The organism is Mycobacterium sp. (assembly GCF_040398885.1).
GTDB lineage: Bacteria > Actinomycetota > Actinomycetes > Mycobacteriales > Mycobacteriaceae > Mycobacterium.
In genome coordinates, this window is the sequence record NZ_JBBATF010000080.1 from 1569 (window position 1) to 13837 (window position 12269).

15 protein-coding genes and 1 pseudogene are annotated in these 12269 nt (G+C 68.4%); 3 read left to right on the forward strand and 13 right to left on the reverse strand.

All coding sequences use genetic code 11. The annotated features are described in order from the left end of the window. From ADBZ5U_RS09155 to ADBZ5U_RS09185, 7 genes are all read right to left on the reverse strand, one after another. The coding region (locus ADBZ5U_RS09155; protein ID WP_526264603.1) for a DNA translocase FtsK 4TM domain-containing protein at positions 1 to 831 on the reverse strand (831 nt) is incomplete at its 3' end. A gap of 126 nt (positions 832 to 957) precedes the next feature. Then, positions 958 to 2640, reverse strand: a complete 1683-nt coding sequence (locus ADBZ5U_RS09160) for a ribonuclease J (protein WP_526264605.1) — start codon at positions 2638 to 2640, stop codon at positions 958 to 960. Beyond that, positions 2637 to 3515 (reverse strand): 4-hydroxy-tetrahydrodipicolinate synthase, encoded by an 879-nt coding sequence (gene dapA / locus ADBZ5U_RS09165; RefSeq protein WP_526264632.1) that lies wholly within the window; start codon positions 3513 to 3515, stop codon positions 2637 to 2639. Before dapA ends, ADBZ5U_RS09160 begins: the two co-directional genes overlap by 4 nt. A 79-nt stretch (positions 3516 to 3594) precedes the next feature. Further along, a complete protein-coding gene (thyX, locus tag ADBZ5U_RS09170; protein ID WP_526264607.1) occupies positions 3595 to 4359 on the reverse strand; it encodes an FAD-dependent thymidylate synthase in 765 nt (254 codons plus the stop codon). Between the two features lie 51 nt (positions 4360 to 4410). Then, positions 4411 to 4902, reverse strand: a complete 492-nt coding sequence (locus ADBZ5U_RS09175) for a dihydrofolate reductase (protein WP_526264609.1) — start codon at positions 4900 to 4902, stop codon at positions 4411 to 4413. 3 nt (positions 4903 to 4905) lie between these two features. After that, entirely contained in the window at positions 4906 to 5718 is an 813-nt protein-coding gene (locus tag ADBZ5U_RS09180) for a thymidylate synthase (RefSeq protein WP_526264612.1), read from the reverse strand. A gap of 41 nt (positions 5719 to 5759) precedes the next feature. Continuing rightward, a complete protein-coding gene (locus ADBZ5U_RS09185) occupies positions 5760 to 6206 on the reverse strand; it encodes a hypothetical protein (protein ID WP_526264614.1) in 447 nt (148 codons plus the stop codon). A gap of 375 nt (positions 6207 to 6581) precedes the next feature. On the opposite strand from ADBZ5U_RS09185, the gene ADBZ5U_RS09190 reads away from it, so the two are divergent. Then, positions 6582 to 6764, forward strand: coding sequence for a hypothetical protein (locus tag ADBZ5U_RS09190; protein ID WP_526264616.1), 183 nt, complete (start codon positions 6582 to 6584; stop codon positions 6762 to 6764). A 39-nt stretch (positions 6765 to 6803) separates the two neighbouring features. Further along, entirely contained in the window at positions 6804 to 7226 is a 423-nt protein-coding gene (locus tag ADBZ5U_RS09195) for a hypothetical protein (protein WP_526264618.1), read from the forward strand. 89 nt (positions 7227 to 7315) lie between these two features. Here ADBZ5U_RS09195 and ADBZ5U_RS09200 read toward each other — a convergent pair whose 3' ends face one another. From ADBZ5U_RS09200 to aldR, 5 genes and pseudogenes are all read right to left on the reverse strand, one after another. Further along, positions 7316 to 7768, reverse strand: coding sequence for a flavodoxin family protein (locus ADBZ5U_RS09200; protein ID WP_526264620.1), 453 nt, complete (start codon positions 7766 to 7768; stop codon positions 7316 to 7318). Positions 7769 to 7791: 23 nt separating this feature from the next. Continuing rightward, positions 7792 to 7983: pseudogene (locus ADBZ5U_RS09205) on the reverse strand (flavodoxin); the annotation flags it as partial. Next, positions 7980 to 8438, reverse strand: a complete 459-nt coding sequence (locus ADBZ5U_RS09210; protein WP_526264622.1) for a hypothetical protein — start codon at positions 8436 to 8438, stop codon at positions 7980 to 7982. The pseudogene ADBZ5U_RS09205 and the gene ADBZ5U_RS09210, both read right to left, overlap by 4 nt. Further along, positions 8435 to 9169, reverse strand: a complete 735-nt coding sequence (gene dapB, locus ADBZ5U_RS09215) for a 4-hydroxy-tetrahydrodipicolinate reductase (RefSeq protein WP_526264624.1) — start codon at positions 9167 to 9169, stop codon at positions 8435 to 8437. Before dapB ends, ADBZ5U_RS09210 begins: the two co-directional genes overlap by 4 nt. A gap of 178 nt (positions 9170 to 9347) precedes the next feature. Then, entirely contained in the window at positions 9348 to 9863 is a 516-nt protein-coding gene (gene aldR / locus ADBZ5U_RS09220; protein WP_526264626.1) for an HTH-type transcriptional regulator AldR, read from the reverse strand. A gap of 95 nt (positions 9864 to 9958) precedes the next feature. Between aldR and ald the strand changes: the two genes are divergently transcribed. Further along, positions 9959 to 11071, forward strand: a complete 1113-nt coding sequence (gene ald / locus ADBZ5U_RS09225; RefSeq protein ID WP_526264628.1) for an alanine dehydrogenase — start codon at positions 9959 to 9961, stop codon at positions 11069 to 11071. A gap of 35 nt (positions 11072 to 11106) precedes the next feature. On the opposite strand, the gene ADBZ5U_RS09230 is transcribed toward ald, so the two are convergent. After that, positions 11107 to 12269 (reverse strand): M16 family metallopeptidase (locus ADBZ5U_RS09230; protein ID WP_526264630.1); only part of this gene is annotated, 1163 nt, incomplete at its 5' end.

A 12269-nucleotide genomic window follows, 5' to 3' on the forward strand; every position in this document is an offset into this window, starting at 1 on the left:
GTCGCCCCCGTAGTCGCCGTCGTAGTCGCCGTCGTAGTCGCCTTCGTGGTCGCCGTACCCGTCGCCGTAATGGGCTCTGGTGCCGAACATGGCGTAGAGCGTCCCGGGCAGCTCGCGGATGGTGGTGCCGGTGATCAGCAGCACGCCGAACACGGCGGCGAAGATCAGCAGGGGCGTGGCGATCCAGGCGGTGAGGCCGTCGGAGAGCGGGCCGGCCATGGCGAACCCGATGAACCCCCCGGCGTGCCGGCGAGCCACCGGGTCGGCCGGCGATCCCGACCACAGATGCCACAGACCCAACACCGGCAGGCAGATCATCGCGGTGCCGAGCACCAGCCGCGGACGGGCCTCCTGGTGCGGCTCGGTGCGCATCAGGATCATCGCGGCCGCCGCGATCAGCAGGGGCAGCAGGATCACCGCACCGCCGACCATCGTGCGCAGGCCGGAGTCGATCCACGCCCCGACCGGGCGGGCGGCGTCGAACCAGGACGCGGCGGCGATCACCACGGCCAGCCCCAGCAGGCCCAGCGCCAGCCCGTCGCGGCGGTGGCCCGGCTCGATGTCACGGGCCCGACCGACCGAACGCGCCGTCGATCCCGCGCCACGGGCGACTACCAGCCACATCGCCCGTCCGGCGCGGCCGCCTGCCGCCGCCGCGACGGCGAGCGGGGACGGGGACGTCCTGGCCGGCTTACGCCGCGGCGGCGCCGGCCGGGATGCCGGCCTGGTCGCGGTCCTGACCGGGCGGGAGGCCGTGGAGGAGCTTTGCGACCTGGTGTTTTGCGACCTGGTCGTGCGCGCGCCGGAGCGAGCGGCGGTCTTGTTCGCCATGCGGGCAGACTAGTGGCCCCGGCCCCATCAGCACCATAGGCCACACTGGTCACACACAGGCTGTTGCCAGACCGAAATCAATCGGTGCGGGGTCCTTGAGAACACCGCCGGCTTCAGCGACAACCGCTAGATCTCCAGCACGGTCGGCACGATCATCGGCTGCCGCCGGTAGGTCTCGCCGACCCACTTCCCGACGGCGCGGCGTACCGCCTGGGCGATCCGCACCGGATCGGTGACACGCTCGGCGGCCAGGGATTCCAGCTCCTGCTCGACCTTGCGTGCGGCGGGTTCCAGGGCTTTGGGGTCCTCGGAGAAACCGCGGGAGGACAGGTGCGGCGGGGCGGCGCTTCGTCCGGTGCCCCGATGCACCACGACGGTGACGGCGATGAAGCCCGAACTGAGCACGAGTCGCTCCCCCAGGGTGGCGTCGCCGACGTCGCCGCTGATGAGGCCGTCGACGAACATCTTGCCCACCGGCACCGCACCGGCGATGTGGGCCTGGCCGGCGGCCAGGTCCACGCTGACGCCGTTCTCGGCCAGCATGATGTTCTCCTGCGGCACCCCGGTCCGGGCGGCGAGTTTCGCATTCGCTCGCAGATGCCGCCAGTGCCCGTGCACCGGCATGACGTTGCGCGGACGCACCGCGTTGTAGAGGAACAGCAGTTCGCCGGCATAGGCGTGGCCGGAAACGTGAACGCGGGCCTGCTGATTGGTGACCACCCGCGCCCCGATCCGGGACAGCGCGTCGATCACCCCATAGACCGCCTCCTCGTTGCCGGGAATCAGCGAGGAGGACAGGATGATCAGGTCGTCGGCGGTGATGGAGATGGCGCGATGCTCGCCGCGCGACATCCGCGACAGTGCTGAAAGCGGCTCGCCCTGAGTTCCGGTGGTGATCAGCACCAGACGGTCCGGGGGCATCATCTCGGCTGCGGAGATGTCGACGACGTCGCGGTCCTGCACGGTCAGGAAGCCGAGTTCCCGGGCGATGGCCATGTTGCGGACCATCGAACGCCCCACGAAGGACACCCGACGGCCCAGTGCCACTGCGGCGTCGACGATCTGCTGCACCCGGTCGACATTGGAGGCGAAGCAGGCGACCAGCACCCGCCGGCCCTCGGCGTTGCGGATCAGCCGGTGCAGGGTCGGCCCGATCTCGCTTTCCGAGGGTCCCACCCCGGGAATCTCGGCGTTGGTCGAGTCGCACAGGAAAAGGTCGACACCGGCGTCACCGAGCCGGGACATCCCGGGCAGGTCGGTGGGACGGCCGTCCGGGGGCAGCTGGTCGAGCTTGATATCGCCGGTGTGCAGCACGGTGCCCGCGCCGGTGTGGATGGCGATCGCGAGTGCGTCGGGGATGGAGTGGTTGACCGCGAAGTACTGGCACTCGAAGACGCCGTGCGTACTCCGTTGCCCCTCAGCGACTTCCACGAACGTCGGGTTGATGCGGTGCTCCCGACATTTGGCCGCGACGAGCGCGCACGTGAATCTGGAGCCGACCACCGGGATGTCGCTGCGCAACTTGAGCAGGAACGGGATCGCGCCGATGTGGTCCTCGTGGGCATGGGTGAGGACGAGTGCCTCGATGTCGTCGAGGCGGTCCTCGATATGACGAAGGTCGGGCAGGATCAGGTCGACCCCGGGTTCGTCGTGCCCCGGGAACAGCACCCCGCAGTCGACGATGAGCAGTCGGCCCAGGTGCTCGAAAACCGTCATGTTGCGGCCGATTTCGCCGATCCCGCCCAGGGCGGTGACCCGCAGCGCGCCCGGGGCCGGCGGACCGGGGGGACGCAGGCCGTCGTTGTTCACCGCGCGAGCCGCTCGGCCGGCGACCTCATCCCGAGGACGGCCGCCGCGCGCATGTCTGCGGCCAACTCGTCGAGCTGTTCGGCGGTGGCCGGCATCTGGGGCAACCGGGGGTCGCCGGTCTCAAAGCCCTGCAGCCGCAGTCCGCCCCTGGACATCGTCACTCCGCCGAGACGGGTCTGTGCGGCGTTGAGCGAGGACAGCGACCCGCTGATCTTGCGGGCGGTGGCCAGGTCGCCGGCGTGGAAGGCGGTCACCATGTCACGCAGTTGACCGGCGGCGAGGTGGCCCCAGACGCTCACGATGCCGACCGCCCCCAGTGCCAGCCACGGCAGGTTCAGGGCGTCGTCGCCGGAGTAGTAGGCCAGGCCCGTCTCGGCCATGATCTGCGCCGCGCCGTGCAGGTCGCCCTTGGCGTCCTTCACCGCGACGATGTTCGGGTGCTGGGCGAGGGTGCGCATGGTGTCCCACTCGATCGGCACCACCGAGCGCGGCGGGATGTCGTAGAGCATGACGGGCAGGTCGGTGGCGTCGGCGACGGCGGTGAAGTGCGCGACCAGACCGGACTGCGGCGGCCGGGAGTAGTACGGGGTGACCACCAGCAGGCCGTGTGCCCCCTCCGCGGCGGCGGCACTGGCCAGGCGCACGCTGTGAGCGGTGTCGTTGGTTCCGACCCCGGCGATGATGCGGGCCCGGTCACCCACGGCGTCGAGCACGACCCGGAGCAGGGCCGCCTTCTCGGCGTCGGTCGTGGTGGGTGACTCCCCGGTGGTCCCGGAGACCACCAGCCCGTCGCATCCGGAGTCGACGAGGCGTAGAGCCAGGCGCGCGGCGGTGTCGCGGTCCAGCCCGCCGTCTGATGAGAACGGTGTGACCATCGCGGTCAAGACCGTGCCCAGGCGCGCGCTGGCGTCGAATCCGCTGGTGCTCACGGGCCCCAAGATTACCCGCTGGGGTTCAGGCGTCCGTAGCGAGCGGGCTGGTGGCCACCTCGGTGCCGTCGGCCAGCACGCCGATCTCGAAGTCGGCGAATGCAGCCGGGGAGACGGCCGCCAGTTCACGCAGGCAGGCGACGGCCAGCCGGCGGATCTCGACATCGGCCTGCTCGCTGGCACGGGTGGCGATGAAGTGTCGCCAGGCCCGGTAGTTGCCGGTCACCACGATGCGCGTCTCGGTGTCATTGGGCAGCACCGCCCGGGCGGCCTGCCGGGCCTGTTTGCGGCGCAGCACGTCCCTGCTCCCGGACGGCTCGCCCGCCGTGAACTTGGCCTCCAGCCCGGCCAACAGTTCCAGGTAGACCCGTCGGCTCGAGTCCGCGGCGTCGAGCACCAGTTGTCGAAGTTCGGGGTCGTCCTCCAATCCGGGTGGGATGACCACCCGGGCATCGTCCTCGGGCACATAGCGCTGGGACAGTTGGGAGTAGGAGAAGTGACGGTGGCGGATCAGCTCGTGGGTGCAGGAGCGGGAGACCCCGGTGATGTAGAAGGTCACCGATGCGTGCTCGAGGACCGCGAAATGGCCCACGTCGATGATGTGCTTGAGGTAGGAGGCGTTGGTGGCGGTGCGGGGGTTCGGTTTGGACCAGCTCTGATAGCAGGCCCGGCCGGCGAACTCGACGAGCGCCTCGCCGCCGTCGGCGTCGGTGCGCCAATCGACGTCGGATGGCGGCAGGAACTCGGTCCTGGCGATCAGCTGCACCCGCAGCGGCGCGGTCTCGGCCACGCGATCACCCTAGTGCGTCGCCAACCCTGGTGCGCCGGGCCGGAGCGGCGGTCAGCCGACTCGGGGCCGGACGTAGCTGTGGAAGCGGTACCGCAACCCGGAACCGGAGTGCTGCCAGTCCCCCGAGGTGCCGACCCAGGACCCGTCGAGCATCGGCGCCATCGCGTCCCCGTCGCCGGCGCACAGGTCGATATCCACTTCCGTGACCTCGCAGCGGGTGGCCGCCGGCATCGCGAGGTGGTAGATCTCCGACCCGCCGATCACCCAGGTGTCGGGACCGGCGAGCGCTTCTTCGACGGAGACGACGACATCAGCCCCCTCGGCCCGGTACCGCGGATTACGGGTCAGCACCACATTGCGCCGGCCGGGCAGCGGCCGGAACCTCGGCGGCAGGGATTCCCAGGTCCGGCGACCCATCACCACCGTGTGCCCCATTGTGAGGTCTTTGAACCGGGCCATGTCCTCGGGCAGCCGCCAGGGAATGCCACCGTCGCGCCCGATCACACCCGAGGACGACTGGGCCCAGATCAGCCTGACGGACACGACCTAGACCGCCACCGGCGCCTTGATCGCCGGGTGCGGGTCGTAGTTGCGGATCTCGATGTCGTCGTAGGTGTAGTCGAAGATCGAATCCCGTTGGGCGAGAACGAGTTCCGGATAAGGCCGCGGTTCGCGGCCGAGTTGCTCGGTGACCTGCCGGACGTGGTTGTCGTAGATGTGGCAGTCACCGCCGGTCCAGACGAAGTCGCCCACCGCCAGGCCGGCCTGGGCGGCCATCATGTGGGTCAGCAGCGCATAGCTGGCGATGTTGAACGGCACGCCGAGGAAGATGTCGGCGCTGCGCTGATAGAGCTGGCAGCTGAGTCTGCCGTCGGCGACGTAGAACTGGAAGAACGCATGACACGGCGCCAGCGCCATCCGGTCCAGTTCGGCGACGTTCCAGGCCGACACGATGATGCGGCGGGAGTCGGGGTCGGTGCGAAGCAGATCGACGGCCGCACTGATCTGGTCGATGTGGTCACCGGTGGGTGTGGGCCAGGACCGCCACTGGACCCCGTAGACCGGTCCCAGATCACCTTCGGGCGAGGCCCATTCGTCCCAGATCGTGACGCCGTGCCGCCGTAGCCACTCGACGTTGGAGTCCCCGCGCAGAAACCACAGCAGTTCGTAGATCACCGACTTGGTGTGGACTTTCTTGGTCGTGATCAGGGGAAAGCCGGCGGACAGGTCGTAGCGCAACTGGTGGCCGAACAGGCTGCGGGTGCCGGTGCCGGTGCGGTCGGACTTGGGCGTGCCGCTCTCGAGCACCAGTCGCAGCAGGTCCTCGTACGGCGTGGGGACAGACCCTGCGATCGGCACGCCGCCCACTTTAACGTCCGAGCCCCTCCCGGCCACCCGCGCTAGGAATGGGTGAAGATCTTCTTGACGCCGCGGACGATCACTCGGACGGCGGACAGCCCCACGACCACCGACAGGACCAGCAGAATCAGGAAGGTGGGCAGCCAGTTGCTCCGGTCGTGTGGCACGTACCACCACACCAGGGTGAACATCAGGGCGCAGACGAACAGGACGACGTCGCGCCAGTTGCCCTTGTAGGACCCGGCGGCGAGCCGCAGTTCGAGGTTGCGGTCGACCGTCGCGATCAGGTCGTAGAGGCGCGCGTCGATGGTCCGTTTGAGCTCGGCCCGCAACTCGACGCTCTCTTCGGGCAGGCTGTTGTACAACTCGATGTCCGATTTGATCACCGCGCGGAAATCGTCCCCTCTGACGGATCCGATCAGCGTGGCCAACGCCGCCCCCCCGGCGACGGGCGCCGCCCCCAGCGCGAAGTCACCGATTCCTGCCATGACACCTCACTCCCTCATCAGGTGGCGGCCAGGGTGCCGCCCACTCGTAGACCCGCCGGCGTACGGCGGCATCGACGGCACCGGTGACCTCGACCGCGCGGGCGGACCTGACCAGGCCCAGGCCGGTGCAGATCCGTTCGACGGACGAGACGGCGCCGGCGGTGTCGTTGTTGCCGTGCACCACAGACCGTAGGGCCGAAAGCCAGCAGAGCGCAACGCGATCTGGCTCGATAAGTCGAACTTCGCGACCTCTGTGCAAGAGCGGGGGGTCCTTTGGTCATCCGGCGGCAAGGGTAGGACCTCCACGAAGCGTCGAGGAGCGAGGAGCGAGAGTGCCGCGAGCAATGTGAGCGGCACGGCTGGCGCGTGGCAGAGGTGAGCGTGTCTCCCTCGCGGAAGAAGTCGAGCGCACGGGCCATCCGGTGGAAGTTCGTCAACTACACGCCGGTGGTGGGGTTCGGGGTACTGTCGCTGCTCTGGTTGTACCGGCACGACTCGGTGAGGAAATGGTTCACCGGGCCGGTGCGGCAGGTGGAAGCGCCGGCGACAACCGGCTAGGCAAGACGACGAAAGCCGAAAGGAAATCGGGAGCTAGAAATGTCGCGAACCCTGTATGTCATCCTCATCGCGGTCAATTTCATTCCGCATCTTGTCGTCTTCTTCGCGGACTTCACGCAGAAAATCCCGGTGGTCGACTGGGTGAAGCGCAGCGACGGGAGCCATTCAGACCCCCGGAACCTCCTGCCTCTCGAGTTCATCTACGCCGGTTTCATCGGCATCTGCTACGGGATCGTGACCCTGTCCTTTGTTTTCGCTTTCCTCGGCATCAGCACGGTGCGCAACGCCGCCCTCACCTCCATGTCCATGCACGGACTGCTTCTCACCCATTTGCTGCTCCACTCGGGTATGTGGAAGAAGACCTTTCACCCCGACGGCCTCCTCAGCTACAACAAGTTCGTCGCCATCCAGTGTGTTGCGATCGTGTTGGCCGTTCCCCTTCTCCTTCATTCGATAGCCTGAATCGGACCGCGCCTCGGGGGTCCGGCCCACTAGTGACCCTGCCGGTGACCGGCTTGGGACAGCCCTAATCCACACAATCGCCGGAGATATCATCCCGTCAGGTGTGCGGCGACCGTTCCGCCAAGATTCCAGCACGCCTCCAGATCGGCCTTGCTTGGCTTCCCAGAGACAGACACATACTCAGCCGCCTTGACCCATCCCAACCCTGCGGTGATCCCGTCCACTGCACGCTCTGCGCCCTCGGTGCCCTCGTTGCCGTGGAGCCACAGCCCGAACGGTCTCCCCCGGCTGCTGTCGAGCAGTTGGTAGTAAGAGCAGTCGAATGCGTGCTTGAGCGCGCCGCTGAGGTAGCCAAGGTTGACCGGCGACCCTAGGAGGTAGCCGTCAGCTTCCAACATCTCGAACGGCGACACGGTAAGCGCGGGCCGGCGCACAACCTCGACTCCGACAATGTCTGGCTCGGTAGCACCAGCGACTACCGCGTCGAGCATCTCAGCGCAGTGCGGTGAGGGCGTGTGATGAACGATCAGCAAGCGTGGCATCTAAATCACCCGTTTTTGACATTGAAGTGCTTGAGCGCGCCGGACATGTACCCGAATCTCGCCGGCGTACCGAACAGATAGCCGTCGGCCCCCAGCATGTCGGTGACCGTCGCCGCCAGCGCGGGCCGGACGACGACGTCGACACCGGGGATGTCGGGATCCTTCGTGCCGGCCAACACGGACTCGAGAACTTCTCGAGTGGCCGGTGTGCTCACGGTTCGGCCTGCCCGGCCTGCAGCGCAACGGCTTTGCGCATGGCCTCCCGGGCCCGGCCGCGGTCGCCCGCGTAGTCGTAGGCCCGCGCCAGCCGGTACCAGCGGCGCCAGTCCTCGGGATCGGCCTCCACTTCGGCGCGCACGGTGTGGAACAGGGCGTCGGCGGCGTCCCGCCGGATGCGGCCGGACGGCATCCGGGCAAGACCGCTCACATCGAGTTCCATGCCGTCTTCCGCGGCCAGTCGGGCCAGCCGCTGATGCGCCAGGCCGGCCCGCAGGGTGGCGGCGACGGCCCAGGCGCCGACGATGGGCAGCAGCAGGACGCCGACCCCGAGGGCCACGGCCGCCGGGCTGCCGTCGCGCAGCAGCGCCACGGCGGTTCGGGCCAGCAGCGCGAAGTAGACCAGCAGCGCCAGACAGAGAAACCCGATCAGCAGTTGGACCCGTGCGATCACAGGTCCATCAGTGCTTCGAGACCGATGGTCAGGCCCGGGCGCTGCGGGATCTGACGCACGGCGAGCAACACACCCGGCACGAACGAGGTGCGGTCCAGGCTGTCGTGGCGGATGGTCAGGGTCTCCCCCATGGTGCCGAACAGCACCTCCTGGTGGGCCACCAGGCCGGTCAGCCGGACGGAGTGCACCGGGATGCCGTCGATATCGGCGCCGCGGGCACCGGGCAGACCGGTGCTGGTGGCATCGGGGTTGGGCGGCATGCCCTTTCGGGCCTGCGCGATCAGCGCGGCGGTTCGGGTGGCGGTGCCCGACGGGGCGTCGGCCTTGTGCGGGTGGTGCAGTTCGATGACCTCGGCCGACTCGAAGTACGGCGCCGCCTTCTGCGCGAAGTACATCGACAGCACGGCACCGATCGCGAAGTTGGGGGCGATCAGCACACCGGTCCGCGGCGAGGCGGCCAGCCACTCCCGCACGGCGGCCAGACGGTCCTCGGTGAAGCCGGTGGTTCCCACCACAGCGTGAACACCGTTGCGGATGAGGAACTTCAGGTTGTCCATGACGACGTCGGGGTGGGTGAAGTCGATGACCACCTCGGTGCCGTTCTCGGTCAGCATCGTCAGCGCGTCGCCGGCGTCGACCTCGGCGCTCAACGAAAGGTCGCCGGCGTCGCGGACGGCCGCGCACATCGCCGTTCCGACTTTGCCTTTGGCGCCCAGCACCCCGACTCGCATGGAGTCAGCGTATCCACAGTCCCGCGTTGGTCCACGGGCTGCCGTCGCCCGCGGGATCGTGTCGGCATGTTGCCTCATGTCAAGATGCGCGCGAAGGGCGGTTCGTTGCCTCACGTGACCGGCGGTAGTCGTTGGCTCGGCCGGGTGGTGGGATCTGGCACCCCGAACGATTCATGCCTTAGAGCGCTGAGGCGCCGCGCAGGTGCTCGAAGATCAGCGAGGTCTGGGTGCCGGCCACATCGGCGTCGGCGTTGAGATTGTCGACCACGAACGATCGAAGATCGTCGGTGTCGCGGGCGGCGACGTGGATGATGAAGTCGTCCGCACCGGCCAGGAAGTAGACGTCGATCACCTGATGCCTGCGGCGGATCTGCTGGATGAAACTGCGGATCTTGCCGCGGGCGCCGGCCTGCAGGCTCACCGAGATCATCGCCTGCAGTGGCAGACCGATCGCGGCGGGGTCGATGTCGGCGTGGAAGCCGCGGATGACGCCGAGATCCTGGAGGCGTCGGACCCTGCCGTGGCAGGTGGACGGAGCGATCCCGACGGCGTCGGCCAGTGCCGCATTGGACATCCGGGCGTCCCGGTGCAGGGCGGTCAGGATCTTCCGGTCCACCTCATCGAGGCCGGCGGGCCGAACATCCTTCGGTTTCACCGGCCCTACCACTGCCTGTTTCGCCTTTTGTTCGGCCATAGCGTCATCTTAGCGAATTTCTGTCGCGTTGATTGTGCTAGAGCCGAACTTTCTTCACACTGGAAGGCAGTCAATCCGCGGACCAAGGAGCCATCGTGCGCGTCGGAATCCCCACCGAGATCAAGAACAGCGAGTATCGCGTCGCCGTCACCCCGGCGGGTGCCAGCGAACTCGTGAGGCGCGGCCATGAGGTGCTGGTCCAGGCCGGCGCGGGCGAGGGTTCGGCGATCCACGACGCCGACTTCAAGGCCGTCGGCGCTCAGATCGTCGAGGGCGCCGACGAGGTCTGGGAGAGGGCCGACCTGCTGCTGAAGGTCAAGGAACCCATCGAAGCCGAGTACGGCCGGCTGCGCCGGGGCCAGGTGCTGTTCACCTACCTGCACCTGGCGGCTTCCAAGCCGTGCACCGACGCCCTGCTCGCCTCGGGCACCACCTCGATCGCCTACGAGACCGTGCAGACCGCCGACGGAGCGCTGCCACTGCTGGCTCCGATGAGCGAGGTCGCCGGACGGCTGGCTGCGCAGGTCGGCTCCTACCACCTGATGCGCAGCCAGGGCGGCCGCGGCACGCTGATGGGCGGGGTCCCCGGTGTCGCGCCGGCCAACGTCGTGGTGATCGGCGGCGGCATGGCCGGCGACAACGCCGCCGCGGTCGCCAAGGGCATGGGGGCACACGTCACCGTGTTCGACCTCAACATCAACACGCTGCGCAAGATCGACGCCGAGTACGACGGCAGCATCGAGACCCGCTACTCCTCGCAGCTGGAGATCGAGTCCGCCGTCAAGCAGGCCGACCTGGTCATCGGAGCCGTGCTGGTCCCCGGCGCCAAGGCGCCCAAGCTGGTCAGCAATTCCCTTGTGGCGCAGATGAAGCCGGGCGCGGTGCTGGTGGACATCGCGATCGACCAGGGCGGCTGCTTCGAGGACTCCAGGCCGACCACCCATGACGATCCGACCTTCAGGGTCCACGACACGCTGTTCTACTGCGTGGCCAACATGCCCGGTGCGGTGCCGCGCACGTCGACTTTCGCCCTGACCAACGCCACCATGCCCTACGCGCTCAAGTTGGCCGACAAGGGCTGGCAGGCCGCCTGCGCTGCCGACCCCGCACTGGCCGCGGGACTGTCGACCCACGACGGGAAACTGCTCAACGAGCAGGTGGCTCACGACCTGGGCCTGACCTACACCGACCCGGCCGGCCTGCTGTGACGGGGTGACCCCCGCCGCGGTACGGCGAGAGCCGGTCAGCCGGTGAGGGCTCGCAGTCGGTGCGGCAGGGACCGTTTGGACCGGTGCGGCCCGAGGACCGCGGCGCCGAAACGCCCCGAGAGCACCTTCCGGGCGACGGCGTTGACGTCTTCGACGGTCACCTGCTCGATGCGACGCAGTGTGCTGCCCAGTGTCCGGTACCGGCCATAGTTGATCTCGGTGCGGCCCAGCCGGTTCATCCGGGAGGCGGAGTCCTCCAGACCCAGCAGCAGCCCGCCCCGCAGGGAACCCTTCGCGATGCGGCATTCGGCGTCGGTGATCCCGTCGCGGGCGACGGTCTCGAGCACCTCGGCGGCCAGCCGGACCACCTCGTCGAACCGCTCCGGCAGGCACCCGGCGTAGACGGAGAACGCCCCGCTGTCGGCGAAGGAGTCCACCGCCGAGTAGACCGCGTAGGCCAGCCCGCGGGTCTCCCGGATCTGCTGGAACAGACGCGAACTCAAGCCCCCGCCGAGCGCGGTGCTCAGCACCGACAGAGCCCACCGGTCCGCACAGTGCCGGCCGGAAACCCGCACCCCCAGGGTCAGATGCGACTGTTCGCAGTCGCGGGAGATCAACGTCAGCCCAGGCGGCGCGGCAGGACGGCCGGTGCCCTTGCGGTGCGGAAGAGGCTTGCGGCCCTTGACAAGTCGGGCGCCGAAGAACTCCCGGGCCAACGCCACGACGTGGTCGTGGTCGATGTTCCCGGCGACGGCGAGCACCATGCGCTCGGGGGTGTAGCGGCGGATGTGGAAGGAGCGCAGTTGGTTCCGGGTCATTCCCGACACCGACTCGACACTGCCGATCACCGGACGGCCCACCGGGTGGTCGCCGAACATCGCCGAGAGGAACACATCCCCGAGGGTGTCCTCGGGATCGTCGTCGCGCATGGCGATCTCCTCGAGCACCACATCACGCTCGAGTTCGACGTCGCCTGGCGCGCAAACCCCGTTGAGCACGACGTCGGCCACCAACTCGACGGCCATCTCCAGGTCGTCGTCGAGCACGTGGGCGTAGTAGCAGGTGTGCTCCCTGGAGGTGAACGCGTTGAGTTCGCCGCCGACCGCGTCGACCGCCTGGGCGATCTCCACCGAGGTGCGCGTCGGGGTTGCCTTGAACAGCAGGTGTTCGAGGAAGTGGGCGGCCCCCGCGACGGTCG

Bases quoted from the DNA above. Each gene is read 5' to 3' on its own strand.
- dapA (WP_526264632.1), bottom strand. From the start codon at position 3,515: ATGGTCACACCGTTCTCATCAGACGGCGGGCTGGACCGCGACACCGCC.
- ADBZ5U_RS09185 (WP_526264614.1), bottom strand. From the start codon at position 6,206: ATGGCAGGAATCGGTGACTTCGCGCTGGGGGCGGCGCCCGTCGCCGGG.
- ADBZ5U_RS09195 (WP_526264618.1), top strand. From the start codon at position 6,804: ATGTCGCGAACCCTGTATGTCATCCTCATCGCGGTCAATTTCATTCCG.
- ADBZ5U_RS09200 (WP_526264620.1), bottom strand. From the start codon at position 7,768: ATGCCACGCTTGCTGATCGTTCATCACACGCCCTCACCGCACTGCGCT.
- dapB (WP_526264624.1), bottom strand. From the start codon at position 9,169: ATGCGAGTCGGGGTGCTGGGCGCCAAAGGCAAAGTCGGAACGGCGATG.
- aldR (WP_526264626.1), bottom strand. From the start codon at position 9,863: ATGGCCGAACAAAAGGCGAAACAGGCAGTGGTAGGGCCGGTGAAACCG.